Origin of the sequence: Rhizobium sp. R693 (genome assembly GCF_002211315.1) — a bacterium.
Classification (GTDB): Bacteria; Pseudomonadota; Alphaproteobacteria; order Rhizobiales; family Rhizobiaceae; genus Rhizobium.
Window position 1 is genome coordinate 127,374 of the sequence record NZ_LOKY01000046.1, and the last position, 26,678, is coordinate 154,051.

The 26,678-nt window shown below is 56.2% G+C and carries 23 protein-coding genes and 2 pseudogenes; 15 read left to right on the forward strand and 10 right to left on the reverse strand.

Going from position 1 to position 26,678, the window contains the following annotated elements; all coding sequences use genetic code 11:
- Positions 1-40 precede the first annotated feature (40 nt).
- From ATY79_RS25240 to ATY79_RS25265, 6 genes are all read left to right on the forward strand, one after another.
- Positions 41-1,336, forward strand: coding sequence for a class I SAM-dependent methyltransferase (locus ATY79_RS25240; RefSeq protein WP_088705241.1), 1,296 nt, complete (start codon positions 41-43; stop codon positions 1,334-1,336).
- Complete coding sequence (locus ATY79_RS25245; RefSeq protein WP_088705242.1) at positions 1,333-2,136, forward strand: glucose-1-phosphate cytidylyltransferase; 804 nt, start codon at positions 1,333-1,335, stop codon at positions 2,134-2,136. Before ATY79_RS25240 ends, ATY79_RS25245 begins: the two co-directional genes overlap by 4 nt.
- Positions 2,133-2,786: a PIG-L deacetylase family protein gene (locus ATY79_RS25250; protein ID WP_088705243.1), complete on the forward strand. Its 654-nt coding sequence runs from the start codon at positions 2,133-2,135 to the stop codon at positions 2,784-2,786. Before ATY79_RS25245 ends, ATY79_RS25250 begins: the two co-directional genes overlap by 4 nt.
- A gap of 75 nt (positions 2,787-2,861) precedes the next feature.
- The gene (locus ATY79_RS25255; protein WP_245312445.1) at positions 2,862-3,623 is read left to right on the forward strand and encodes a response regulator transcription factor; all 762 of its coding nucleotides are present in this window, start codon (positions 2,862-2,864) and stop codon (positions 3,621-3,623) included.
- A gap of 221 nt (positions 3,624-3,844) precedes the next feature.
- Positions 3,845-5,851: a polysaccharide biosynthesis tyrosine autokinase gene (locus ATY79_RS25260; RefSeq protein ID WP_189638073.1), complete on the forward strand. Its 2,007-nt coding sequence runs from the start codon at positions 3,845-3,847 to the stop codon at positions 5,849-5,851.
- Between the two features lie 14 nt (positions 5,852-5,865).
- Positions 5,866-7,131 (forward strand): polysaccharide biosynthesis/export family protein, encoded by a 1,266-nt coding sequence (locus tag ATY79_RS25265; RefSeq protein WP_245312446.1) that lies wholly within the window; start codon positions 5,866-5,868, stop codon positions 7,129-7,131.
- 473 nt (positions 7,132-7,604) lie between these two features.
- On the opposite strand, the gene ATY79_RS25270 is transcribed toward ATY79_RS25265, so the two are convergent.
- The 6 genes from ATY79_RS25270 to gmd all read right to left on the reverse strand — a co-directional run bounded on the left by ATY79_RS25270 (position 7,605) and on the right by gmd (position 15,405).
- A complete protein-coding gene (locus ATY79_RS25270) occupies positions 7,605-8,612 on the reverse strand; it encodes a glycosyltransferase family 2 protein (protein WP_088705245.1) in 1,008 nt (335 codons plus the stop codon).
- Between the two features lie 475 nt (positions 8,613-9,087).
- Entirely contained in the window at positions 9,088-10,092 is a 1,005-nt protein-coding gene (locus ATY79_RS25275; protein ID WP_088705246.1) for a glycosyltransferase family A protein, read from the reverse strand.
- A gap of 128 nt (positions 10,093-10,220) precedes the next feature.
- Entirely contained in the window at positions 10,221-11,681 is a 1,461-nt protein-coding gene (locus ATY79_RS25280) for a lipopolysaccharide biosynthesis protein (protein ID WP_088705247.1), read from the reverse strand.
- A complete protein-coding gene (locus tag ATY79_RS25285; protein WP_189638074.1) occupies positions 11,669-12,847 on the reverse strand; it encodes a hypothetical protein in 1,179 nt (392 codons plus the stop codon). The genes ATY79_RS25280 and ATY79_RS25285 overlap by 13 nt, the downstream gene beginning before the upstream one ends.
- A 523-nt stretch (positions 12,848-13,370) precedes the next feature.
- On the reverse strand, positions 13,371-14,351 hold the full coding sequence (locus tag ATY79_RS25290) for a GDP-L-fucose synthase (protein WP_088705248.1): 981 nt from the start codon (positions 14,349-14,351) through the stop codon (positions 13,371-13,373).
- On the reverse strand, positions 14,335-15,405 hold the full coding sequence (gmd, locus tag ATY79_RS25295; RefSeq protein ID WP_088693941.1) for a GDP-mannose 4,6-dehydratase: 1,071 nt from the start codon (positions 15,403-15,405) through the stop codon (positions 14,335-14,337). Before gmd ends, ATY79_RS25290 begins: the two co-directional genes overlap by 17 nt.
- Positions 15,406-15,774: 369 nt before the next feature.
- Between gmd and ATY79_RS31925 the strand changes: the two genes are divergently transcribed.
- Genes ATY79_RS31925 through ATY79_RS25310 form a run of 3 tightly spaced genes read left to right on the forward strand, consistent with a single transcriptional unit; the run spans position 15,775 to position 19,437 of the window.
- Positions 15,775-16,977: a glycosyltransferase family 4 protein gene (locus ATY79_RS31925; RefSeq protein ID WP_280950903.1), complete on the forward strand. Its 1,203-nt coding sequence runs from the start codon at positions 15,775-15,777 to the stop codon at positions 16,975-16,977.
- Complete coding sequence (locus tag ATY79_RS25305) at positions 16,974-18,230, forward strand: glycosyltransferase family 4 protein (protein WP_088705250.1); 1,257 nt, start codon at positions 16,974-16,976, stop codon at positions 18,228-18,230. The genes ATY79_RS31925 and ATY79_RS25305 overlap by 4 nt, the downstream gene beginning before the upstream one ends.
- Positions 18,231-18,279: 49 nt before the next feature.
- Entirely contained in the window at positions 18,280-19,437 is a 1,158-nt protein-coding gene (locus tag ATY79_RS25310; protein WP_088705251.1) for a glycosyltransferase, read from the forward strand.
- Here the strand turns inward: ATY79_RS25310 and ATY79_RS25315 are convergent.
- Genes ATY79_RS25315 through ATY79_RS25330 form a run of 4 tightly spaced genes read right to left on the reverse strand, consistent with a single transcriptional unit; the run spans position 19,419 to position 22,793 of the window.
- Positions 19,419-20,021 (reverse strand): putative colanic acid biosynthesis acetyltransferase, encoded by a 603-nt coding sequence (locus tag ATY79_RS25315; RefSeq protein WP_088705252.1) that lies wholly within the window; start codon positions 20,019-20,021, stop codon positions 19,419-19,421. The two genes, ATY79_RS25310 and ATY79_RS25315, sit on opposite strands and share 19 nt — an antisense overlap.
- Positions 20,011-21,309 carry a hypothetical protein gene (locus tag ATY79_RS25320; RefSeq protein WP_348627577.1) on the reverse strand — a complete coding sequence of 433 codons (1,299 nt, stop codon included), beginning with the start codon at positions 21,307-21,309 and terminating at the stop codon, positions 20,011-20,013. Before ATY79_RS25320 ends, ATY79_RS25315 begins: the two co-directional genes overlap by 11 nt.
- Before the next feature lie 27 nt (positions 21,310-21,336).
- Positions 21,337-21,963 (reverse strand): YdcF family protein, encoded by a 627-nt coding sequence (locus ATY79_RS25325; RefSeq protein WP_088705253.1) that lies wholly within the window; start codon positions 21,961-21,963, stop codon positions 21,337-21,339.
- Complete coding sequence (locus tag ATY79_RS25330; protein WP_088705254.1) at positions 21,960-22,793, reverse strand: glycosyltransferase family 2 protein; 834 nt, start codon at positions 22,791-22,793, stop codon at positions 21,960-21,962. The genes ATY79_RS25325 and ATY79_RS25330 overlap by 4 nt, the downstream gene beginning before the upstream one ends.
- A gap of 664 nt (positions 22,794-23,457) precedes the next feature.
- Between ATY79_RS25330 and ATY79_RS25335 the strand changes: the two genes are divergently transcribed.
- From ATY79_RS25335 to ATY79_RS25355, 6 genes and pseudogenes are all read left to right on the forward strand, one after another.
- Positions 23,458-24,966, forward strand: coding sequence for an arylsulfatase (locus ATY79_RS25335; protein ID WP_088705255.1), 1,509 nt, complete (start codon positions 23,458-23,460; stop codon positions 24,964-24,966).
- Positions 24,967-25,576: 610 nt separating this feature from the next.
- Positions 25,577-25,831, forward strand: coding sequence for a type II toxin-antitoxin system Phd/YefM family antitoxin (locus ATY79_RS25340; RefSeq protein ID WP_088705256.1), 255 nt, complete (start codon positions 25,577-25,579; stop codon positions 25,829-25,831).
- Positions 25,831-26,238 carry a type II toxin-antitoxin system VapC family toxin gene (locus ATY79_RS25345; protein ID WP_088705257.1) on the forward strand — a complete coding sequence of 136 codons (408 nt, stop codon included), beginning with the start codon at positions 25,831-25,833 and terminating at the stop codon, positions 26,236-26,238. Before ATY79_RS25340 ends, ATY79_RS25345 begins: the two co-directional genes overlap by 1 nt.
- Positions 26,235-26,372, forward strand: coding sequence for a hypothetical protein (locus ATY79_RS31035; protein WP_189638075.1), 138 nt, complete (start codon positions 26,235-26,237; stop codon positions 26,370-26,372). The genes ATY79_RS25345 and ATY79_RS31035 overlap by 4 nt, the downstream gene beginning before the upstream one ends.
- A pseudogene (locus tag ATY79_RS31750) lies at positions 26,354-26,510 on the forward strand (VapC toxin family PIN domain ribonuclease); the annotation flags it as partial. The gene ATY79_RS31035 and the pseudogene ATY79_RS31750, both read left to right, overlap by 19 nt.
- Positions 26,501-26,647 (forward strand): annotated as a pseudogene (locus ATY79_RS25355) (Cu(I)-responsive transcriptional regulator); the annotation flags it as partial. The pseudogenes ATY79_RS31750 and ATY79_RS25355, both read left to right, overlap by 10 nt.
- Positions 26,648-26,678 lie beyond the last annotated feature (31 nt).

The following is a 26,678-nucleotide window of genomic DNA, read 5'->3' on the forward strand; positions in this document are numbered from 1 at the left end:
CAGGTCCGCGATTCATCTTGGATCAAATAGGGGACGAGGCATGAATCTTCAGGCCAGCCAGAGTTCATCGACGACGGCTGCCATTCGCAGCGCCCGGCTTTGCCGGCTCTGCGGCGCGGCTCTGCACGATACTTTCGTAGATCTCGGAATGTCGCCACCGTGCGAAAGTTTCGTACCGGCGGCGGAAATAGGCAACATGGAAGCCTACTATCCCCTCCATGCCTTTGTCTGCCGCGAGTGCCTACTGGTCCAACTCGAGGAGCACATCAGCCCGCAAAACATATTCGAGGAGTATGCATATTTTTCCTCCTATTCGGACAGTTGGGTAGACCATGCCCGTCGCTACTGCGACATGGCAACCGATCGTTTCGGTCTCAACTCGGGAAGCCTTATCGTCGAGCTTGCCAGCAATGATGGCTATCTCCTGCAGCACTTTGTGCGCAAAGCGATACCGGTGATCGGAATAGAGCCTGCAATCAACGTCGCTAAGGTTGCCATCGAAAAGGGCGTACCCACGGTAGCACGCTTCTTCGGAACATCGCTCGCCCGCGAAATGGTTGCCGAAGGCAAAATGGCAGATCTCATTGTCGGCAACAATGTCCTGGCACAGGTCCCGGATCTCAATGACTTCGTTGCCGGGATGAAAATTCTCCTGAAACACCAGGGCGTGATCACTCTCGAATTCCCCCATATTTCGACGCTAATTGCGGAAAGCCAATTCGATACGATCTACCACGAGCACTTCTCGTACTTCTCCTTGATTACAATCGAGAAGATGGCGCGACGTCACGAGCTCAAGGTGTTCGATGTCGAGGAGTTGCCGACACACGGCGGCTCGCTGCGCATTTACCTATGCCACAGTGAAGAAAACATGCGTCGGGAAGCACGGGTCGATGCGCTGCGAAGGTCCGAGTTCAAGGCAGGTTTGGACATGGTCGAGACCTATACGTCTTTTGGCGAAGCGGTGCGCATGAAGAAACGCAATCTGCTTTCCTACCTTATCCAGTTGAAGGACGCGGGCAGAACCATTTGCGGCTACGGCGCGCCCGGCAAGGGCAATACGCTTCTCAACTATTGCGCAATAGGCACCGATTTCCTCGACTTCACGGTCGACCGCAATCCCTACAAGCACGGTCGTTTCACGCCTGGCATGCACATACCGATCAGACCAGTCAATGAAATCGACGCGCACAAGCCAGATTACGTCCTCATCCTGCCGTGGAACCTCAAGGATGAGATCGTCAAGCAGATGAGACACATCGGCGACTGGGGCGGGAAGTTCATCGTTCCAATCCCCCACGTGGCCGTCATCGATCCAACGGAGAGCCAGCAATGAAAGTCGTCCTTTTTTGCGGTGGCATGGGAACCCGGATCCGCGAGTATTCGGAGAGCGTGCCGAAGCCTCTTATCCCGCTGGGCTCGCAGCCGATCATGCGCCATGTAATGCAATATTACGCAGACTACGGACATGACGACTTCGTTCTTTGCCTCGGCTACAAGGCTAACACGATCAAGGATTTCTTCCTCAATAGTAAGCCTCAGAACTATTCCGATTGCGTCGTGTCGGGCGGCGAAGTCGAATTGCTCGGCGATATTCAGAAGAGTTGGCGCATTTCGCTGATCGATACCGGCATCTGGCGCAACATCGGGGAGCGGCTTTGGGCCGTGCGTGATTACGTTAAAAATGAACGGATGTTCCTGGCAAACTACAGCGACGGCCTGACCAATGTCGATCTCGACGACATGATCGCTCGCTTCGAGGCCAGCGGGAAGATCGCTTGCTTCCTGGCCGTGCGGCCACCGCTGACCTATCATCTTGCGGACATTGAGGATAGCGGACGAGTCCGCGAATTTCGCTCATCGAACAGATCCGAGATCTGGATCAACGGCGGCTATTTCCTGCTGCGCCCCGAGATCTTCGATTACATGCGCGAAGGCGAAGAACTGGTTGTGGAGCCTTTCTCGCGCCTGATCGAGGACGATCAATTGATAGCCTACAAGCATGAAGGCTTCTGGCGGTCGATGGACACGCTTCGTGATTGGCAATCCCTCGAGGAAATGGTCGAGAGGGGAGACATGCCCTGGACACATCACGGGAGGTCGATCGATCGAAGCAGGATAGCGAAGCTGTCATGAAAAACCTGTCATTCGCCAAATCCGGAGAACGGTTATCCGTCCTGTGCATTGGTGCCCACTCCGACGATATCGAAATTGGCGTGGGCGGTACGATCCTGCGGCTGCTGGCGGAAGGCGTCAAGCTGGATGTGCATTGGTGCGTCCTGAGTGCCGCGGGACATCGAGGCGAGGAAGCACTGAGTTCGGCGCGCGCATTCCTTGAGCCGGCAGAGTCGCAGTCGATAGAACTGGCCAGCTTCGAGGACAGCTTCTTTCCCAGCCAGACCCGCGAAATCAAGAACTGGTTGCTGGCCATCCGTGACAAGGTCGTTCCGGATGTCATTTTTACACATAGCCGCGACGACGAGCATCAGGACCACCGCGAGATCAACCGGCTGACGACCAACGTGTTTCGAAATCATTTCATTCTCGAATACGAGATCCCAAAGTGGGATGGCGATCTGATCCAGCGAAACGCCTACGTTCCGCTCACCGCAGACATCATGGAAAGGAAGGTCGCTTTGCTTCTCCGGCACTTCGCCACGCAAAGATCGAAAGATTGGTTCGACGGTGACACATTTCGAAGCCTTGCGCGACTGAGGGGAATGGAATGCCGTGCTCCGGCACGGTTTGCGGAGGCATTCACGATCCGAAAAGTTCTCCTGGCCTGAGGGGATCGCGGTCGCGCGAAATGCAGTAGCAGCGAGTCATCGGTCACTACGGCAAATCGAGGGGTTTGGAGCAAGATGGGCGAAGAAATCATTGATTATAGGCAGAACAAGCGGAGGGCATCGAAGATGCTTTCCACTTCCGCCGAGGAAAAGGTTCCTTTGCCTCGGACGACATCTGCCGGCGGAGATTACCTTGCTCTTATCGATCAACGCATGCTGGAGCGGGAGTGCCTGGCTCACGCGCTGAATGTGTATCGCCTGGGGATGAAAGTCATGACATTTGCCGATCTCACGGCATTGCAGGAGGCCCAAGGCGGCGCGGGAATGCCGCGGGCGATCCTATTCAATGTCGGGAATGGCAGGCTGGAAGACAATTGGCTGGAAACCGAAATCCGCGAGCTGGTGGCAGCAACGAGACCTACGCCGGTTGTCGTTGTGTCTGACAACCAAAACCTTTCGGATGTCCTCAATACCATCGCACTCGGAGTTCAGGGATACATCCCCAGTTCCGTCGGCATCGGCGTATGCGTACAGGCAATCGGGCTGGCAATGGTGGGCGGAACATTCGTCCCGGCAAGCAGCGTCATGCATATGCGCGCTTTGCTGGACGTCAATTCAACCGTCGCCACCAATTCTAGATTAACCGAGCGTCAATGGGCGGTCGCGAAAGCCATCCAGCGTGGCATGGCGAACAAGGACATCGCTTTGGAACTCGATCTGTCCGAAAGTACTGTGAAGGTTCACATCCGAAATATCATGAAGAAGCTGGGAGCGAGCAACCGGACAGAGGTTGCTTGCAAGATAGGTGGTGTCGCAGATGGCGGCCGACCGACTTGAATCCTCGCGGAAAACCACAATTCAATTAGTCGCATCGGTGTACGTCCATGATCTTGTCCCATGATCCGCCAGATGGCGGCGAAATGAGTATGTATCGCGTCCTTTCGATATTGAGGGATCGAAGACAAACCGTACTGGCCTGCGTAATCTTCAGTCTGGCTATCTGCGCTATCGGCTATTTCAGGACAAAGCCGCTGTATAGGTCAGAAGCGATCCTGGCCTTGGACGGAAGAAAACTTCAGGCTCTTCCCATCGAGGCCGTCGTCTCTGCGCTTCCTCAGGAAAGCCCCGTCCTTCGTACGGAACTCGATATCATCGGCTCGCGCACCATGGCAGAGCGTGTCGCAAACCGGTTTAAGGCCTCTGGCATCGGGTTGAAGAGTAACGACAGCCCCAGGCAGGGCCCAAGCGCTTCCGTACAAGCCGACGACACATCTCCGGAAAACGAGGCATTAGTCGATGAGCTGATTTCGAACGTTCGCGTCGCAAATGACGGCCGCTCATACACGATCTATATCTCCTTCATTGCTCCCGATCCCAATTTTGCAGCGGTGGCTGCGAATGCCTATGGCGAAGCGTACATAGATTATCAGATCGACGTCCAGACATCAGCAACCCGGCGCGTTAGCGAGTGGCTCGGCGAGAAGCTCGTCGACCTTAGAACCAAGCTGGAAGAATCCGAGCGGCTGGCAACAGATTTTCGTGAGACCGCCGGCATCGTCAGCACTAACGGCACGACGCTTCAATCACAACAAATCGCGGGGTTGAACAACGAGCTGACGGCACTCCGCAGCAAGGCAGCAGCCGCAGAGGCACGACTGTCGACAGCCGTAGACGGGCTGCGCAACGGCAGCGATCTCGAACTTTCTGAAGTGCTCTCCTCGTCGATGATCCAGCAACTCAGGACGGAGGAGGCTCGTGTCAAACGCGCAATTACCGAAATCGATCAAAGTGGCGCGATAAAGAACGTTCAGCTTGTGCAATTGAACTCGCAGCTGATTTCCCTGCAGGGACAAATCAAGACAGAAATATCGCGGGTGATCGAAAGTCTGCGCAATGAAATTGAGGTCAACCGACGGCAGCAGGCAGGTCTGCAGGAAAGCATCAAAGAGATGCGCGCCGCAATGACGACCAACAGTCAGAGTCTCGTCCATGCCGATCAGCTTGATCGCGAAGCCAGCGCCAATCGCGCGATATATGAGAGCTATCTGGCCAGGTACAAGCAGACGATCGAACAGGATGGCATCGCGACCGCTGAAGCACGGATGATTTCACGAGCGACGCCATCACCGAAGCCGACTGCCCCAAATCCTTTCCTGTGGGCGTTGGCTGGCGTCGCCTTCGGTCTCACCGGGGGCATTGCAGCCGCCTTTGTCCGACATTTTACGGACAGGAAGGTGCGTTCGGTGGAGTCGGTGGAGACAAAGACCGGCCTTGCCGTTATCGCGAAGGTGCCGCGGATCAGGCTGGGGCACAATGCGGATGCTTCTGCTCTTGTTCACGATCACAACTCGTCCCTCGGCCAAGCCATGGCCGAGATTCAATCGGAGCTGCGGTTGTTCGCCGATGCCGAAGCGGCGTCGGAAAGGATGACGCGTGCAATCGCGATAACGCCGGTTTCAAGCAGTAAGGGAAAGTCTCATATCGTCGCCAATCTTGCTCGGCTGGTCGCCGCGACAGGATTGAAGACCATCGTCATCGAGGCAAACCTGCGAAATCCAACCCTTGCAGACCAGTTTGAGGCGTCCAACGCTGCCCATCTCAATCAAATCGTTACCCAGGAGCTTCCTTTCGGCGACGCCATCCAACGCGATCCGAAATCGATGGTCGATTTCATCCTGGCCGAGCAAAGCAAGGCGCCAGAGCCGATTCTGGCCAATCAACGATTTGCTCAGTTGATCCAGGAGATGAAGCGACGCTACGACCTGGTGCTCATCGATATGCCTTGTGCTTCCAATGGCTTCGACCTGATGCGCGTCGCTTCCTTCTGCGAAGACGTCATTCTCGTCGTTCGTCCGAAATTTACGAAGATCCTGGATCTGGAAGCATGCATCAAGAAACTGCGGGCAGCAAATCGCAACATAGCCGGGATCGTGTTCGACAGTGCCTTCCGTTCAAAAGCGGCCACAGTGTCGCAACTAGGGATGTCTCCTCACCAACAGGATCTCAGCGGCGTCAAGCAAAAGCGGAGTGGCAATCAAGTGAAGCCCCTCGCAGCCAGGGTATGACACGGGAGCGGAAAGTGTTTCTTGCAGCTCAAAATCAAATCCAGTCCAGGCCGCTCAAGTCGGCGATATGCATCATCCCGATGCTGGCAATGCTTCTGTCATCCACCTCGGTGATAGCGCAACCACAGCAATACAAGGTCACTTCCGGCGACGTCTTGTCTGTTGTCGCCTATGGCGACCCGCAATTGACTGGCCTCTTTCCCGTAAGCCCGGACGGCACGATCGGATATCCGATTCTCGGCAATATAGAGGTTACGAACAAAACGACGGAGGAGATTGGGGCCGCGATCAATGCATCGCTGCGAGAGCATGTTGCCAATCTCTCCGTTGCGGTGTCGGTCAAGGAATACGCGCCGGTTTTTATTCTTGGCGACGTTAAGAACCCCGGCAAGTACGAGTTCCGACCGGGAATGATCGCGTTGGAGGTTTTCGCCCTTGGCGGTGGTTTACGTCAGTCCGAACGGGCGCTCGACGCATCCGGGGTTCAACTGGTGGCTGCGCAGCAAGACTATGACGATACTGCGCTTCAACTACTGTCGCAGGATGTCAGGCGCGTGAGGCTGGAAGCAGAAATTGACGGTAAACCGTTTGAATACGCGGCAGATGCGGCCAGTACCGGCGTGCGCGATGCCGCTACGATCCAAAGCGTTATCGCTGCCGAACGCAACCTTTTTGAGCTGCGACTTTCCACTCTGGAAAACGACAGGAGAAATCTCGAAGCACAGGGCCACAACTATGAAGAAGAAATCACGATGCTTGAAAAGAGCTCGGGTTTGAGAAACGAACAGTTCAATCTGACGCAGCTCGACGTGGAGGCATCACAAGGCCTGGTCAGCAGGGGAGCGGCCCCTGAAGCTGCCTTGCGCGAGAAAAAGCGGGATCTGCTGGCAATGAATCAACAAGTCCTCGAAGCGGGATCGTTTCTTGCGCGCGCTCGGCAGAACAAGAATGAAGTCGAGCGCAGGATTCGAGAACTCGACGACAGGCGTAAGAATGACGCCGCGGGTGAATTGGTAAAAATCACCGTCGATACGCTTCGCCTGAAAAAGAAGATGACCGCTATCGTTCAGACGATGGCCGAAATAGGCGCCGCCGCACAGCGTGTCAGCAGGCTCGAGGAAACCGTGAGAATGAAGTTCTCCGTCGTTCGCACGGTTGATGGCGGTTACAAGGAAATACCGATCGATGAACACGCAGCAGTCGGCGCAGGCGACATTATTCGCGTTGAACTTGTTCCCGCGGTGCAGGCCATCGCGAGCCAAAGCGGAACCGAAAACTAGGTGGGTGGGTTGAAGGATGAAGTGCGACTTGCGAATGATACCAATGGGTTATCACTCGCGAAGGAAGACGCAATGGAACGCATCTACTCCTCTATTGATCTGGATAACGACGCCAGACCGCCCGCTGAGATCCGCCATACATCGTGCCGCGGCGCTTTCAGAAGAAGACATCGGCGTAGAGTTCGACGCCGGTTACCACACGAAGCATGTGGATACGACCTCCCGCCGTGTCTTCGGCTGACGCATGTCGCACAAAACTGCCCAACGAACGTTGCGGCGGCGACTTGCACGAACGAAATAGGCTAAAGTCTGTTGCGTGAACTCCTTTCTACGCGACAGCGGGGCAGGCTGCTCGTAACGACGGTGCAGGCTGCTACTAGGATCGCCGCCCGCTGGGTCAAACGACCCCAAAAGCGGCCGCGCCGCCATGATCGACCAGTCGTCGCGGCTGCGACGGCTTCGTGGCGCAGAGGCTAATTTTCACGGCGGCCGAACGACGTTCTGGTGACATTGCTAGGAAGACTGTGCATCACCCAGCGCGCTGCTCTTGGTACAGTGCTGGGAATCAGCGTAAGCATCTCCCATTTCAGGCGCGAACGGGGTGAAACGAGTGCCGCGAGGCTGTCCAACCGCGCGAGTACCTTATTCCTACCTTCGCTGGCCCACTCATGGCGAAGCAAGGTATCAACTGCTTTCGCGAACCGACCTGATGCGAGACGATAGTCTTCCGATGAGATGAGTGCGCCGTGCTGAAGAAGCATATCATGGAGAACCCACACATCGCCCGCATAAGTGTGCTTTGAAAGCGTCAGCCGCCCTGCCCTTTGGGTCCGATACCACGACAGGGGCTGACCGCTGTAAGCGAAACGACCACCAGCCGCCGCAATCTTGCACCAAAGCATATAGTCTTCCGCGTAAAAACGATCTTCAGGCTGCATACCAATCGAAATGTAGAGTGCGCGCCAGACGGCGGAAGTGGAAGTTGGAATGAAACTGCCGCACAACAACAATCGAGCGAAGGCGTCATCTATGCCCACAAACGTGTCGGAGTTAGACAGCAAGCCGTAACGCGCTAGATAGTTGTCTTGTTCGCCTTCAACGATCCAGTTTCCAAAGCTCACGTCGACACCGTTTCTGTTAGCAAGCATGTATTGAACTTGCCTTTGCAGCCGGCCGGGAAGCGCTATATCATCCGCATCCAAGAACAGGATAAGATCGGCATTTGCAGCAAGGACTCCAGTATTTCTGGCTGCCCCAGGCCCGCCTCCGTGGGGTTTGGTCAACAGGCTTACCCTTTGTCCATATTTCTCGACTACCGCAACGGTCGAGTCTGTCGATCCGTCATTCACGACAATGATTTCCCCAGGGAAAGTACAATTCTGCCCAAGGAGGGAATCTATTGTTTCAGCTATTGTGCCCGCAGCGTTGTAGGCAGGGATCACGACCGAAAAAGTGGGCGAAGGCATTTTGTTGAGCTCCAATCGTTCATTTTTCCAGTCCGCGGCACCATCTCAACGCGCCAGGCGCGTCGGCTTGGAATCGGGCACCGCTCGCTCTCTAGCCCGCAAGTCGGCCGATGGGCAGCAGCCGACATTGAATGAAGCTAATCACGGAGTTTTCCCGCACGCTTCCTCACAACGTCCACGTTTGTCAATTTGGACTTCTCGTCTGTAATCGCGCCGCGTCCAGCAACTTCTTCTGCCATAGCTAAATCGATCATGTGCGGAGCCGTATATCTCTCTTCTTAACAGCAGGCGAAAATCTGGCTTTTTGGCTTAAAGCATAATCGGTTCCGTTATACTCACATCGGCCACATCATAATGTACGTGACCTCGACTGCTCTCGGCGGCTGGTGGAAGCACGCTGAACGTCTGAGCGCGATGGGCGCTCCGCTCGAAGGCTTTGCCGGATGCCGATAGAGTCAGCGATCCTCACTGTGCGGTCGTGCACGCCCCCTCAGAACATATAATAAGAACGAAGTCGGTCACTTAGCGTCTCAACAGTTCCCTTCGGATTCAAGACTAAATCGAGTGCTTCCGCGGCGATGCCCATGCATAGCTTCCGCCCATTGAACCGATATCCAAGATCGCGCAGCCGCCCCGCATGATAACTCCAGAACGTCCTGCCTCTAAATTTGAACGCATTGCGGGATAGGTACGCATAGTACCGGTCTAACAGTTCACCAATGCGCGCATCACGCTCGCGCTCGGTCAGATACCACTCGCCATACTCCTGAAGATCACTGATATCTGCCGACACATACGCATTCTTTGCAAGCGAAACTCTCGTTGCTCTTTGGTTATGAATTCGTTCGTGGGCCAATATCTGGTGCACAAAGCCAAAATCTGAGCATTGCAAGTGTTTCAAGCACGCGCTGATATCCGATTCCTGAGTTGGATTTGGAAAGAACTCGTCAGTTTTCCGCACTAGATCTGACCGATACAGAACCGAGGTCGGATTTCCCAACACTTTCACCGTGCCGAGCAGGTGAGCGCGACAAATATCTCGCCCCGAAACGACGGTTTGCCAATACGGCAGCCCAACATTCCGAACGAACCATCTATCTCCACCTCCAGTGAGTTGATACGCCCCAACAATACCCACAGACGGCCTCGGTTCGGCAAGGCCGACCATCTTTTCAAGACACTCAGGGTAGATCCAATCATCGGCCGAAACCACTTTGCAATATTTGCTATCCTTGGAAATAAGGCCAAAAGCTCTGTTGTGGCTGGCGACAATCGGCACCCACGTATCACTACTGATGACGCGAATGCGGCTGTCCCGTCGGCAATACTCCTCAGCAATATCGAGGGTCCCATCTGTGCTAGCATTGTTTGCGATCGTGTATTCCCAGTTTTGGTAGGTCTGAGACAAAACGCTCTCAATGCATTCTCTTAAGAACTCATCGCCGTTGTATACAGGTGTCAATACGCTGACCAATGGACCATTTCGCGCGTACATCTCACGCTCCTCCGCTCCCAGGCCGGATCCAAGCACGTGGGTCGCTTGCGATCGGCATCCATTTATGTTGCATTTCACTTATCCCTCGAGCTAGCACCAAGCGCGTTGCGCTATTGCTGCGATAGATATCAAGCGCTGAGTTTGAAAGGCATTCGCAGCGAAGCGAGGACACTTCGGTAGAGCGATCGTTCCTCGATCAGGAAGAGCGAGATCCATCCGTAGGTCACTGTCATAGCGGTTCCTCCCAGCAAGAGTCGCGCTAAACTAGAAAGGTCCGGGCCGAGGTAATGAGTGATGGCGAACGCACAGACCACCGCCGCAATACTAGCTATGAACGGCCCACAGCTGGCATTAACTAAGGCTCTAATCGAAATAGGTGTGCCGTGTAGGCCCCAGACGATGCTTGGAAACAGCCATAGGACCATCGCAGCCGAGTAGCTGAACGCAACACCGTTCGGCCCGTAGGGAAGGCCCAGGGTCGTAGCCAAAATCACCCACGGTGACAACACAAGGCCGAGGTAGAGACTACGCTTCTGCCGCCCCGTGGACACTAGGAGCCAATAGGTGGGATTGATGATGGCAAGCACCAGGATGGTTGGTGTCATCAATCGAAAAACAGGGATGGCTGACGACCAATTTGGCCCAAGTGCCAGCAATATGATGTCATCAGCGAAAAACGCACAGAATAGCGTCGAGGGGATACTGAACGCGAGGATGATGCTGTAGCCTTTAAGGAAGCAACTGCGAAATTGTGCAGGGTCATCCTGCAGCCTTGAAAGAACGGAAAAAAAGACGCCGCCGATCATTGCATTTATGCTGGTAACAGGAATGCTCACCAGTTGGGACGCCCTTGTGTAGATTCCAAGGGCGTCAGCTCCCCAGAACCGTCCGAGGACGATCTTTTCCATGTTGTAGCCGGCGTAGACGACGACGCTATTGAGCATGAGGGTGCCGCCAAAGGAGAGCATTGGCCGAACCTCTACCCCCGAACGCGGTCTTTTCGGTATCCATCCAGAGGCGATCCAACAGCTTAGGGTATATATTCCTGGACTCGAGATCGACGCCGCGACGAGTGCCCAATAGCTCCATCCTGCAAGGGCTAGACAAATCCCCAGAACGGCGCTTGCAAATTGTGAGATTGCATCAATGGCGCTTAAAGCGCCGTAACGCAAATCACGCTCCAACAATGCGCTGTGCTGCACCCCTAAAGCTGCGAAGACAAACCCCGACGCCATTACTATCATGATCAATCTGAGGCGAGGGTCATCGTAGAACCGCGCGACGAATGGCGCCAAGCTCACGCATGTTACTGCGAGGAATAGGCCCACGAGTAGATTGACCCAGAACAGTTGTGATATCTGCTGATCGCTTATTTCGGCTTTCTGGATGGTTGCGGATGACAACCCAGCATGGGTGAAACGCTCCAGGAAGCCTGTAACGACCGTCACCATGGCTACCAAACCAAAATCACTCGCGTTCAGCAAACGGGCAAGGACCGCTAGATACAGGAGGCGGATGCCCGTCGTTGCGAGCTGGCCTAGCAACTTAGCCACTCCACTACGTACGGCTTTTCCTTTTAGTTGGCGCATTTCTGATCCTCAGGGGAGGACACGTAAGCTGCTTTTCGGCCCGGAGGGATCGGCTTACTGCAAACATGCGCTGTGCCATCGGTATCGCTAGTCTCGGCGTAATCAGTTGAGCTCTGTTGAGGATCGGCTATTCTTTCCAACCAAACCTCCCGCCACCAGGGAAAAATACTTCTCGGGCAGTGCATGCGCCGGTCGCTGTAGCACGCCTGGCACCAGGCGTTCTCTAAAATGACCGCTGGCGTCTTGAGTGTTGCCATTCTGCCGTTATCCTCGCGAATAAACTGCGACACTCGCGATCTCACCCTGAACGTCTTTCCGCAGAAGGGAACCATTTCTGCATCGAAATAGAGACCGCGATTTTTGTTGTCGCTTCCCATCGTATCGAGAATTTCCTTATAGGATTTCACCCGAACAAGTTCGCCCGGTTGCAGATTGAGGGACACCAGGGGCGCCGACCATCCATGGGCGAGCGTGCCCCTCCGCCTTGGAAACGGAACGCCGCCCCACAGGCTCACAATCGGGTCGTAGAGCACGCGAAGCGTTTCTCGGATTCTGCTTGCTCTTCCCATCGGCTTAATAAAGTAATAACAGCAGGCATAGACGGCACCGCGCATCAGGCGGCCAAGCGAGGCGTTTCCGGACGTATAGTCCTTGACATATTGACGGGCGTCCCACCAAGGAAGAAGCGTTGTAAAGAGCGGGAGATCGGTCGCTTGGCACGCGTATTTCGGTTCCTTCCCTGCATCTTGATCCTTTGCCAATCTGCCAGCCCACACGGCTTCTTCCGAGCATCCAGTTGCCAGCTCGGATGGATGCAACCTTGCGTTGCTTGCGTCCGCGGTTTCGGAAGATGAGGGATTTTCCGAAGCTGGCTTTAGCCAAGCTGCATTCCAGAACAGCAAGCAGGCGGCATGACATTCGCCATAGGCCTGGCCGTCGCAGCGCAAATTCTCCAGGTGAACCCCGTCAGGGAGTCTACGTCCACCGGTCCAATTAACGGTGTCGCATGTCTTGTGCGCGCTTTTGTACACTCGAAATCTACGGCCGCAATAATTGAACATTTGCGGCATAAAAGGCAGGCCATTCAGTCGGCCATTGGCGTCGAGCGAGCAAAGAATTTCTTCTTTGCTACGAACCTCTACCCAGTCACCCGCACGCAGTGACATTACCGTTTTCCCCCGTTTAGAAGCGCATCTACGAAACGCATGTAACCAAAGGTGACGCGCGTATGTGAAAATGACAACAGCCCCTTTTGGACAGTCGATGCCAAATTGGTGGTAGTTAAAATAGCGAACGAACTAAACTTCGGGCAGGGAGTCGCGTTTTCGTGTCGATGGGCTAGCGTGCCGTTGGGGCATTATGACAAGGTGGAGCATTGACAATCTTTCGCGTCGAGCTGTTTCCCGCGGTGCGGGCCATCGCGAACCGAGCGGAACCGAAAACGAGATCGCAACGCAATTGAGATGGGATCCCATGAAAAGTGTTGAGCGGTTTTCCGGCCGAGTGGTCATAAACTCAAAAAGCTCCAACGGCTTAGCGTTTCCATCAAGGCTTAAACGCTCTGCTCTGCTTTCGGGATCGGATCAGGTCGCCAACTCTGCCGCGACTGAAGGCAAGGCCTCCCGCAAGTCAATTTGCGGGAAGCCATCTATTCTGCGCGGCGCAGCAGGCTGCCTATCGAGTTGTAAGTCACGCAACTTGTGAGATATTATCCAGTTGCTGCCGCCATGCTGCATAAACAGCGCCGATACCAGCCTCGAGCTCGATCTTCGGTTGCCATCCCATTGACCGGATACAGGAACTGTCAAGAAGCTTACGGGGCGTTCCGTCAGGCATGGCGGAGTTGAATACGATGCGTCCTTCGTAACCAAGAACGTCCGCAACAAGCACAGCCAGGTCGCCGATGCTTATTTCCCTACCGGATCCGATATTGACTATCCTTGGACCGGCATATCTCACCATCAGGTGAACACAGGCATCTGCAAGATCGTCGACATGAAGAAATTCGCGTTGAGGCGCTCCAGTACCCCAGACCTCGACGGTGCTCGCGCCGCCAGCCTTGGCGTCATGGATCTTTCTGATAAGAGCGGGCAGGACGTGCGAACTTTCGAGATCGAAATTATCGTTCGGTCCATACAAGTTGGTCGGCATGGCGGAGATCGCCTTCATGCCATATTGCTTCGCACATGCCTCGGCCAGCTTCAGCCCGGCGATCTTCGCAATCGCATAAGGCTCGTTGGTCGGCTCCAGGCTCCCTGTCAGCAGCGAATCCTCGGTGATCGGCTGGCTGGCGAATTTCGGGTAGATGCAGCTCGAACCCAACCATAGAAGCTTTTCCACTTTTATATCGGCCGCCGTCTTGATCACGTTCATCGCGATCATCGTATTGATATAGAGAAAATCGACCGGATATTGCGCATTTGCTTTGATGCCGCCGGCAAGCGCGGCAGCGACAAAAATTGCGTCCGGACAGTTACGCCGCATCCAGTTTTCGGTCTCGCTTTGTCGGGTGAGGTCGAGTTCACGGTGCGAAACCGTCAGGATTGCGCAGTCTTCCTGCTGCAACCGCCTCACGAGTGCGGAGCCAACCATTCCGGAGTGACCTGCAACCCAGATTCGCTTACCCCGTAGATTGTAAGCAGGCCTGTTTGCCTCAGCCGTAAAAATCATTGCGGCCCTCCTCCTTCATGATTGTTCTGAGATCCGCCTCGACCATTTCAGAGACAAGGGCATCGAACGAAACCGAGTGCTGCCAATTTAATTTTTTCCTGGCCTTTTCCGGATTCCCGAGAAGAATATCGACCTCTGTCGGCCGGAAATAGACAGGATCGATCTCGATGATAGGATCGCCGCTTCGACGGTCGAAACCGACCTCATCAACGCCGTCGCCTTCCCACGCAATGTCTCTGTCCACAGCCTTGAAGGCGCGCTCGACAAATTCTCGCACGGTATGCGTCTCGCCTGTCGCGAGTACGTAATCATCCGGTGTCTCCTGTTGCAGGATACGCCACATACCATCGACGTAGTCGCGCGCATGCCCCCAGTCGCGCTTGGCGTTGAGGTTGCCCAGCCGCAGTTTCTTCTGCAATCCGCGCTCGATGGCCGCGACACCGCGCGTAATCTTGCGCGTGACGAAGGTTTCGCCGCGCAGGGGGCTTTCATGGTTGAAGAGGATTCCGTTTGAGGCATGAATGCCGTAAGCCTCGCGATAATTGACGGTGATCCAGTAGGCATAGAGCTTTGCAGCCGCATAGGGACTACGAGGATAAAACGGCGTTCCCTCATGTTGCGGTACCTCGCCCAATCCGCCAAAAAGCTCGGACGTCGAAGCCTGGTAGAACCTGCAGGTTCTTTCCAGCTTCAGTATCCGCATCGCCTCAAGCAGACGCAGGACGCCGACCGCGTCGGCATTGGCTGTATATTCGGGTGTTTCGAAGCTGACCTTCACATGGCTCTGGGCGCCAAGATTGTATATTTCGTCAGGCTGGACGTCCTGTATGACGCGGCACAGATTGGTGCCATCCGTCAGGTCGCCAAAATGCAGATGGAATCGCGAGCTGTGTTCGTAGCGATCGTGAAAGAGATGATCGACGCGCGCCGTATTAAATGACGAGGAGCGTCTTTTCAGGCCATGCACATGGTAGCCCTTGGAAAGAAGCAATTCGCTCAGATACGCACCGTCCTGGCCGGTGACGCCAACAATCAAAGCAACTTTCTCTGACATCGATATTCCCCTCTTCCGGCCCGCGCATCCGTCCAGCCTTCCCTTGGACAATATAAAGTCACCGCAGGCGTGGCACTTTGCCAAAAAGGTGTAGTTCGCCAGTAGTTAGCCCGCGGGGGTGGGATTGTGCATCGCCGAAGGAACTCCGAAAGTCGCAGACATCCCGCATAAGGGGTAGCAAAGGCCCTCTTGGGTGCATCCGCCTATCGCCTTTGGCGAACTTGCGAGCAGTGGGCCGCCTGCCACAATGAGCACACGGCTATCGGCCAGCCCGCCGGACATCTCTCCCGCCCGGATGCTTAGGAAATCGGTATGAGGATTGTTTTCGCCAATCGTTACTTCTACCCTGATCAATCCGCCACCAGTCGGATGGTATCCTCCATGGCGTTCGCCCTTGCGCAGCGTGGCTTCGACGTCACTGCGCTGGCCGGTCGAAGTCTGCACAACAGACAGGATACCCTCTTGCCCGCGGAAGAAACGATCTCAGGCGTGAGGGTGTGCCGCGTGACCACATCTCGTTTCGGCCGGCAATCGGTCGTCGGCAGATCGATCGACTATCTCTCCTTTCATGCACTCGCGCTCTGGTGGTTCCTCAGAAACGTGTCCAAGAATGATGTGGCAGTCATATGCACGGATCCGCCATTCCTTTCGGTCAGCAGCGCCATTGCGCTGAAGCTGCGAGGGGCTCGAATGATCAACTGGATCATGGACCTGTTTCCAGAGACAGCGATCGAGCTCGGATATATGAGAAATCGTCGATCCCTCGGCCGGCTCGCAAGAGCCATTCGAGATTGGTCGATCAAGAAGTCCACTCTTATCATCTGCCCAACGAACACCATGGCGGACTACATGATCGAGCAGGCTCTCCCGCAAGACAGAATTGCCGTTCAATACCATTGGTCCAATGAGGATGAAATCTATCCTGTAGAGCCAATACATAACCGCCTTCGTCAGGAATGGGGCCTCGGCGATGTTTTTGTGGTCGGATATTCGGGTAATTTCGGTAGAGCGCACGAATTTACGACCATCATTGAAGCCGCTGAACTCCTCAAGGATCGCAAGGATATCCGCTTCCTTCTGATCGGCAGTGGCCATCAGCATGCCGCAGTTCAGGAAGCAGTCTTAGAGCGTAGCCTCAAAAACGTGATCTTCAAGCCATTGCAGCCGGCTGAGCACCTGGCTGACAGTCTCGGCGCGGCCGATGTCCATCTTGTTTCGCTGCTGCCGCGCCTCGAGCACTGCATTCTACCGAGCAAGGTTTACGGCATCCTGGCAGCGGGCAGGCCGACAATCTTCATCGGCGACAGGGACGGTGAAGTTGCGCGCATATTGGCTTCGGGAGCATGTGGAAAGACGGTTGCGATCGGAGATGCCGAACAGCTTGCCCTCACCATCAGCGAGCTGAAGGAAACTCCAATCCACCGTTTGGAAATGGGTACCGCAGCCCGGCATCTGGTCGAAACCGCTTACTCCCGCCTTGCCGCAATAGAAACCTGGTGCACGTTATTCGAGCAGTTGGGGGAACGGGCGCCGGCCCCTGCCCATGGCGAGATGCAGAAGCGGTTCTCATGAGTGGAAAGGTCATCGTCAGCCAGCTCGGCGCCCGCATGCATTATGCGGTGCCGGCCATATTCGCGTCTCAGGACCGCCTTGCACATTTTTATACGGATATCTGTGCAACGAAGGGCTGGTATCGCTTTGCGACCGCCCTGCCTGCGTCGCTTACACCGGCTGCCGTGCGGCGTTTCGCCGGACGGCAGCCGAAGAACGTCTCTCCAAACCTGATTACGATCTTTCCTGCTTTCGGCATCCGCTCGGCTTTGCGACGCATGCGCGGGAAGGACGTCGTCGACGAGACCTCGCATGCGCTGTGGGCCGGCGCATATTTTTCGCGTCTCGTCGCCCAAAGCGGCTTCCACGGCGCTGATGGAATCTACGCCTTCAGCGGCGACGCGCTCGAACAGATGCGCGCCGCCAAGCAGCAGGGCCTTTGGACAGCACTCGAACAGATGATTGCTCCCCGCGATGTGCTCGAGCAGCTCTTGCAGGAGGAAGCTCAATCCTTTCCCGACTGGACAGGCCCGCTTCCAAAAAACGCCTTCGCGCGCATCTTTGCCGACCGTGAAAAGGCGGAATGGAATATCGCGGATCTGATCATATGTCCGTCCGAATTCGTTCGACGCCACGTCGTTGCCTCCGGCGGCGACGAGAGCCGTTGCGTCGTCGTTCCCTATGGGGTCGACGTCAGATCGCCAGTGACCCGGCCGCGGCGCTTGCCGGGGCCGTTACGCGTTCTGACCGCGGGTGCGGTGGGTCTGCGAAAGGGTTCTCCCTACGTCGTTCAGGCCGCCCAGCTCCTCGGTGGTTCAGCAACGTTCCGCATGGTCGGCCCCTGCAATCTTCCCGAGACGCTGCTAAACAAGCTCGCCAGCTCCGTGGAACTGGCCGGCATCATTCCACGCGCGGCTATGGCCGAGCAGTACCGATGGGCGGACATTTTCCTGTTGCCCTCCATTTGCGAAGGCTCGGCGACCGTCATCTACGAAGCGCTTGCGGCAGGCCTGCCGGTTATCACGACAGAAAATACGGGAAGCGTGGTGCGCGACGGCAAAGAGGGATTCGTCGTTCCGCTTCGCGACAGCCAGGCCATTGCGCAGGCGATCGAAAGACTGGCGAAGGACGAAGAGCTAAGAGCCGAGATGTCGGTAAACGCCTTTCGCCAGGCGGCGGATTTCACGGTCGAAAAATATGGCACTCGCCTGCTCGCAGCGATCGCCCCCCTTTCCTCCAAACAGGTAGCGGATCGCCCGAGGCCGAAATTATGAACTACAGAATGTTGGTCCTCGTATTCCGTTTGACGCGGAGACTTCGCGCATGAAGATCGTTCACGTCATTTCGACATTAGATCCGGTAAAGGGAGGTCCACAGGCTGTGGTAGCGCGCATTGCAGCCGCCCAATGTATGCTCGGGCACGACGTGCACGTCATCAGCTATGCCGGTGCCACGGTACAGGAAAAGGCATTCCGAACGGCTGCGGGCATACCGGAGTTCGAAAAGATCCGATGGCATCTGCTGCCCGACGCGGATCGCCTCGAGCGCGTCACGTGCATAAAGGGAGCGAAACTGATCAGCAAGGTGCTGCGGTTTGCCGATTTCGTTCATCTTCATGGCATATGGGAACCGATCCTGCTGCGATCTGCCTCCAAGGCAAGAGTTGCGGGGATTCCGTATTGCGTCACTCCCCATGGCATGCTTGATGTCTGGAGCCTGCGCCAGAAAGCCTGGAAAAAACGCCTTGCCCTGTCACTCGGCTATCGCCGTATGCTGTGTGATGCGAAGTTCATACACGCGCTGAACAGCGATGAGGCGCAACTGATGCGGCCGCTAGGCCTCAAGGTGCCGATGGTCGTCATTCCCAACGGCGTGTTTCCGCAGGAATTCGAGCAGCACGGCTCGCAAGCGCCCTTCCGTGAGCAAATCGGAATGCCCGCCGAGCGCCGCTTTGTTCTGTTTCTTTCTCGCCTGCACTTCAAGAAAGGACTGGATCTGCTTGCCCATGCCTTTCATTCGGTGGCTTCCAGATGTCCGGAAGTTGATCTCGTTGTTGCAGGACCGGATGACGGTGCTCAAGACGAATTTTTGGCGATCGTCCGGGAACTTGGCATCGAGCATCGCGTCCGGCTGACGGGACCGCTCTATGGCGCATCGAAGCTGCAGGCGCTCTCCGCAGCTGCCTGCTTTTGCCTGCCAAGCAGACAGGAAGGCTTCAGTCTTGCAATTACCGAAGCAATGGCCTGCGGCGCGCCGGTTGTGATAAGCGATGCCTGCCATTTCCCCGAAGTCGATACGGCCGAGGCGGGATCTGTAACACCTCTTGCGCCCGCCGCAATCGCGAACGCGCTGGTAGCAGTGTTGGAGAATGATCGTCTGGCCAGAAAAATGGGCGAAAACGGGCGCCGACTGGTGATGGAGAATTTCACCTGGCCGATCATTGCCGGAAAGACCATAAGCAGCTATCGCTTGTATGCGTAGCAGGCGGCGGCTTCGTGGTTGCGCCTGCCGACCGGCCTGGCCGGATTGCCGACATAAACGGTCCAGGCTTCCAGCGATTTTGCGGTGACGCCTCTGGCGCCCAGCACTGCCCCCTCGCCGACAATGACATTCGGCCCAACGAAGGCTTCCGCTGCGATCCAGCAATTGGCCTGAAGCGTGATCGGCCTGCTAACCAGCGGAAATCGGCTGTCCTGGATGTCGTGAGTACCGGTGCACAGATGTGCCCGTTGCGAAACGATTGCGTGATCACCGATCGTCACTCTGGCAATGTTGTAGCAGATTGCGTCTGGCCCGATCGACGCGAACTCCCCCATGATGAGATTTCCAGGCCACCAGATTCTTGCCCTTCCGTTGACGCAGGCCGTAGAATGAATCCGCGCGCCAAAACGCCGCAGCAGCCAGAGCCGCCATTTGTTCATTAGAGAAGGCGTCCATGCGGCCAGCAAAGCCCAGCAGACGGTCCACAACAGGCGCATGGCGCGAAACTTCAACGAAAATGTTGCGCCACCGAACCTCGGGAGAATGACTTCGGGATCATTGAGGGAGATCTGTTCACGAGCCATAATCTGCGGCCTCCTTTGAAACAAACGGGACGTTCGACTTCCCATAATCGCTCCGCGCTGTCGCCCGCGGCTCAACGCGGGCATAAGCCAAGGCCGGCAGCAGAAACATCAGCATGTGCACCCAAACCGTCAATACCCAGTCCGTCTGATGAGAAACTGCGTGCATGGCGGGAACAATGGAGAGCATGTAGACCACTTGCGCCGACGCCTCTCCTGCATTCGCCGAAACCCAGAGTCGATGCATCAAATAGGCCAGCAGAAAAAACTTCAGCGCGCCAAAATACCAAAAGGACTGGAAGGCATCTGCCATCCCTGTTTCGGTGCTCCCGGTCGCCGGATTATAGTCCCGTCCAGGAATAGGCATTGGCAACATCAGTGCATTCTTGAAATTGTTGCCAAGCAACTGAGCGGGCACATAGGCAAAGATCAGGTGATTCCAGTGAACCTTGCCAAAGTCGAGGTCCAATGTGGTATCAGTGCTATTTATCCGGATCACCGCGTTGCGCATTTCCGGTCCACCTTCGCTCAAGAGCTCAGTGATGTTGCCGACGACATCGATGTTGGCGATATCGCTCCAGACAGGCGCAGCATTCACGCGAGTGATATTCCGGTAGTCACCCATGCTGGCCATGCCAACCGTACCGAGCAGCAAGGCAGCAATCGCCAATATGCGGGAGATCATCCAGCCCCGGTAAAACCAGAATGCCAGCAGGAAGATCATGCAGAGTTCCACAGCCTCGGCACGCTTGCCTGTCACCAGAATTCGATCGAGATAAAAGACGAGGTCGAAGGCGATGATACACATCGCCGCAGCCGACATGCGTCTTGCAAAGCAGAGTGCCGCTATGGCTAGTCCGTAGCAGAGTAGTCTCGAGAAAAAGACATACATGACCGAGGCGCCCGACATCTGCACACCCACAACAAGGTCCGCCGGGATACGACTGAGCTCGTAGTAGAAATAGGCGCCAAGAAGCGACATGACGAAGGCAGCAATGAGAAGACGCTTTTCGGAAAAGTCGTGACGGAACAGGGCGAAGGGCCTGACGCGGGATATGTAGCCCAACCAAGTCATCAGGAGACAAAGAATGGTGAAGCCGATGGCTTTCGCGAATGCATTTTCCGGCAGGAAGCGATCGTTGGCGAGCGCCGGAATCTGGGGCAAGAGAAAAGAGAAGGTAATAACGCCGGTCAAAAACGGAAATTGATAGAGGTTCACGCGTCGGACCATACCAACGCCCAATAAACAGAGAACGACGAAGAAAAGTACACAGGTCAACAACCAGTTCATCGCTTTTACCCATATGTCTCCCGCCCATCAAACCGGCGAGAAGAAAAACCATGACTTGTACAAGGGAAGTTTCAGATATTCCTTGGCGATCTGAAACCCCAGCCCATCGAAGATCAGCCTCGGATAGGACATGCTTCGCTCCGCAGGCCAGGATACCCAGGCAATCTCTTTTGCGTTCAGTGCAAAACAATCGAGCGCCCTTCGGGAATGAAACCAGCTCGTGACCAGGGCACCACGGCGGACATTCATCGCTTTCAGCAGCGGTGCCGAAAATTCTGCGTTTTCCCAGGTATTGCCGGATTGGCATTCGACGCTGATCGCCTCTGCGCTGACACCTTGAGCGATCATCGTGTCCCTGATCGATAGGCAGTCTCCGTCACCGCTGACGAGAATACGGGGCGCGAACCCCTCGCGCCAAAGCTCGGCGGCACGGGCGGCGCGTGGAGGGCCATCGCCACCCAGTACAACGATGATATCGGTTCTCGCGAGAGGATCGTGAACAGCAAGAAGCTCATCTGATGCGACGACCGCAAGGACATAGAAACAGGCAAGCAGGATTGCCGTGAGGCAAAAGAGCCTTCTGAGAGGTCGGCCACGGAAACGTGCAATCTGCGACGAATCTGAACTGGTCGACAGCTTTCGGACACTCGTCATACAGGCAATCCGCGCTCGCGCCGCTGCAGTTCCTTCGTTTTGATCACGATCATATATTCATATGCCGCGATCAGCCGGCAGTAGTGGTAGCCCTGAATGCCATCAAGGAATCCGCCGCGAAGGAAGTACATGTATACGAACCGGGCGGTTGCGCGGAACGGAATGTGCATGGACAATTCCTTCAAGCCGCGTCGGCGAACTTCCGATCGCGAACTCAAGATCGCGCTCCAGGGAATGCGTCCATTGCGAAGACTTTCTGCTGTTTCGCGGGCTTCCGAGGACGAATAGCGGTTGTGCTTCTCGTACCAAGCCCCAAGTCCCTTGTTGAAGCTGTAATGGATAAAGTGGCTTTTCAGCTTTCCCTCAGGCCCCTCTCCGACCGGGCGGAGATGCACCTCGCGCTCGAAGCCGATCATGCGGTCTGGGCGGTAAAATCTCGGTATCCAGCTCGGATAAAGACTACTGTGTTTGATCCAGCGGCCCATGAACATATTCTTGTAGCGGATCCGGAAGAGCGCTTCGGGTCGTGTTGGGTCGGCAGCGATTGCCAGCATCTCGTCTCGCAACTCATCTGTTGTGATCTCGTCGGCGTCGGGCGTAAAAACCCATTTATGCTTGTACTCAATTTCCTTGAGGGCAAACATGCGCTGGCGATCTTCTCCATCATACGCGCGCTGATAGACGCGTGCACCCGCCTCCTTGGCGATATCGACTGTTCTATCGGTACTGAAAGAGTCGAGGACGACGATGTCGTCGCACCAGCGTAGAGCTGCAAGGCAGGCCGGAAGATTGCGCTCCTCGTTCAAAGTAAGAATGCATACCGAGATCACGTGCCTACTCCTCAGCTAACCCTTGCCGTTACAGTTCACCAGTTGTCGCTGGTGACGGGCGCAGTTCCGACGATAGGTTAAGATCGGGCGAGCCGTCTGGACACGTGGAAAAATGGAGCAAAGCATCCGCTAAATGGGGGGAATTGGTCGCATTTTGTGATGGCCACCACCACCTTTGGGAGGAGGCATTCTACAATCTGCTTGCCGATATCGCAGCGACCGGATTGTCACCGCCCTGCATCAGAGATCGAGGCAATCATCGCCACGACACTGCGAGAGGAGACCCCCACTTGCACCTGCCGTCGCCGTCTATCCGAAAATCCAGGTACCTGACAGCTCGTCCACTCGCCTTTTGTACAAATCGGATAGACAATGCCAAGATGCTGATGCCCGTTTGCCTCCGATGTAGATCAAGTACATGAGGAAGATTACCGGCCCTCGCTTTTTTCAGGCGCCGCTCGCAACATACCAGTCCTGCGGAGGGTCGGGCGCATATGCCGGGCAGGAGAGGGGGCATTTGATACAGGGAGAGGGGTGAGGGCCTTTGGATGCTCGAAAGCCCAGAATTTCTGCTTGGGTGTTGGTGCAGCCATAGGTTGAATGGTGATGATCATCAACGAACTGTTCCTGGGCGGAATGCCGGACAAAGGGGGAGACCGAACTGATGGAAAAGAACGCTGATAACAAGGGCGGTCATATCGGCCAAAAAAGGCTTACGCGCCGGGCAATGCTCACGACTGGCGGTTCGCTGGCGGCGGCGCAACTCGCCGGCAGGATTGGTGTGCGCGGATTGGCCGCCGCGCTTGCTTCCGGAACGGCCGCGTTGTCACAGTCGGCCAAGCCCAATATTGTTTTCATCCTCGCCGACGATTTGGGCTGGAACGATGTCGGGTTTCACGGCTCTGACATAAAGACGCCAAACATCGACGAACTGGCGGAGAAAGGCGCCCGGCTCGAGCAATACTACGCCCAGCCCATGTGCACGCCCACCCGGGCGGCGTTCATGACGGGCCGCTACCCGTTCCGCTACGGCATGCAGACCGCCGTCATTCCCCAGGGCGGCACCTATGGCCTGGCGCTTGATGACTATCTCTTGCCGGAAATGCTGAAAGAGGCAGGCTATGCCACCGCCGCGAGTGGCAAGTGGCACCTCGGTCACGCAAAGGCGGCATACTGGCCGCGCCAGCGCGGATTCGATTCATTCTATGGCGCTCTGCTTGGCGAGATCGATCACTTCACGCATAAGTCTGCAAACGGCAATGCGGATTGGTACCGGAACAACGACGCCATCGAGGAGGAAGGGTTCGACAATGTCCTCTTCGCTACCGAAGCCGTGCGAGTGATCAACGAGCACGACGAGTCGAAACCTTTGTTCCTCTATCTGGCCTTTACGTCGCCGCATACGCCGTTCCAGGCACCGAAGGAATTTCTTGAGCGCAACAGCCACATCGCCGATGAGGGCCGGCGAAGCTATGCAGCGATGATCTCGGTGATGGACGATGGCATCGGCAGAGTCGTGGAAGCTCTCGAAACGCGTGGCATGCGCGAGAATACGCTCATTGTCTTTCACAGCGACAACGGCGGCGTGGTCAATGCTTTTTTTGCCGGGGAAAGCGACGTCAAGGGCAAGCTTCCGGCCGACAACGGTCCTTACCGGGAGGGCAAGGGGACGACCTATGAAGGAGGCACGCGCGTCCTTGGCCTGGTCAACTGGCCGGGAAAGATCGAGCCTGGCACGGCCGACGGAATGATGCATGTCGTTGACATGTACCCGACCTTGGCAGCTCTGGCCGGCGCTGAACTCGGCAAGAACAAGCCGCTGGACGGGATGGACATGTGGCCGATGCTTGGCGAAGGAAAGCCATCGCCACGAACCGAGATCGTCTACAACATCGAACCAATGACGGCCGCCGTGCGCCAGGGCGATTGGAAGCTTGTGTGGAAGACGACGTTGCCGCCGAAAGTCGAACTCTTCGATCTTTCGAAGGATACGTCCGAGACCACAAACCTTGCCGATCAGAACCCCGAAATGCTGCAGAAACTGCAAGCGCGGGTAATCGAGCTCGCCTCGCAGATGTCTCCTCCTCTTATCCTGCAGGACGCCGTGCGATTGCTCTTGCACTCGGACGCCGTGCTGCCCGACGCGGCCGAAATGTTCAATGTCGGAGATTGAGTGATTGGGCGGTTCATTCCAAAGACGAGCGGTGTGGCGGGCCGTTCGTTCCTGGTATGCGTGAGCAAGCTTCCCTGCCATTGTCTGACGCGCAAATGATACCGGTCGCTGTGGCGAAGGGGCTCGGCCTTTCGGGTCAACATCCTGGTCGTGATGACACGTGTGACTTTCGTTTGTCGTTTCAAACCGGCAAATGTCATTTGCTCGTTGGGATTAGCCGATGGGTTCGAAACAATCTTCCGCTAACGATTTCACTGAACATCTCTCCTTGCTCACCCCCCTTCATGACCGAACATCCATACCGGCTCGTGCGATTTCGGACGAGCAGTGGTCGACGGCGCTGCGCATCGCCCGTTAATTGGAAAGGATTCTTGACGACGGTGGTCCCAGGCAAACGCCATCACGCGCGCCGCATCAAATTCGACACAAACCGCACAGCTTGTCGATTGCATATGGTGCCCGATAACGTTGGATTATTGAACGTGTTGCTCTTTAATAGGAAATGGTCCGCTGATTGAGGCAAAATCGCTCCCTCGGGCCATTTGCGGCTTTTATCCGCCGGCAAACTGCGCTATAAAGCTAGACAGGCTAGCTAGTTTGGAGCAAATGCATGGAATGGCAGCTGCAGGACGCTAAGAACCAATTCTCGAAAGTGGTGCAGAAGGCGCGCCACGAGGGACCGCAGATCGTCACGCTGCGCGGCGAGCGTGCGGCCGTCGTGCTGTCCGCCCGCGACTACGACGCTTTGCGCGCCGGCCGACCGACGCTGGTCGACGATCTGCTCGGCGGTCCCGCCTGGGACGATGAGCTCGCCGATGCGGTTGAAGTGCGCCCCAAGAGCCCAAGCCGCGGCGTTGCGTTCTGATGTATCTGGTCGACACCAACATCGTCTCGGAGGCACGACGCGGCACGCCGCAAGCGGTCGCCTGGCTGCGCTCGGTCGACCCGTTGAGCATCCATCTGAGTGCGCTGACCCTGGGCGAAATCATGCGCGGCATTGCCCTCAAGCAGAAGACGGATCCGAAGGCCGCGGCCCACCTCGCCGAGTGGCTGCGCAAGCTGCGCCACGACCATGGCGACCGCATCCTGCCGGTGACCGACCAGATCGCCGTCGAATGGGGCCATCTTGCCGCGATTCGGCCACGCGGCGATATCGACGGACTGATCGCGGCCACCGCGATCGTCCACGACCTGATCCTCGTGACCCGCAACGTCAGGGATTTTGAGGACACGGGCGCCTCCGTGATCAATCCTTGGGAGACGCCGGCATGAGCCGTCTTGTGACGGACCCGGAGCCGCCAAATGGCGATCTCGCCCATCCGCTCGATGCTGCGGTCGACGCGAATCCTGTTGGCGCTGCCCTCCCCTTGCCCCTTCCGGAGGCAACCGCCGCGGTGCGGCTTTGATGGACACCGGACGTCAACGTGGCGCCTTGGCGGAATGGCTAGCCCATAATTTGCCACGACGCTTCGAGAGCCGGGTCATTCCGGGCAAAGAGCCTGTCGCCCTGGCTGGGCGACCTCATGGCGCTCGCCAAGCAAAATTGACAAGGATCGACCGCAAGATCCGCGAACTCACGGGGCTGCGCCGAACATTGGAAAATCTGGTCCGCGCGTGCCACGGCAATAACAGGCCGGATTGTCCGATCCTCGAGGAACTGTCGGACGGTCGGGCCGAATAGGCATCGGCAAATTTCGGCAGGGCTTGCCTTT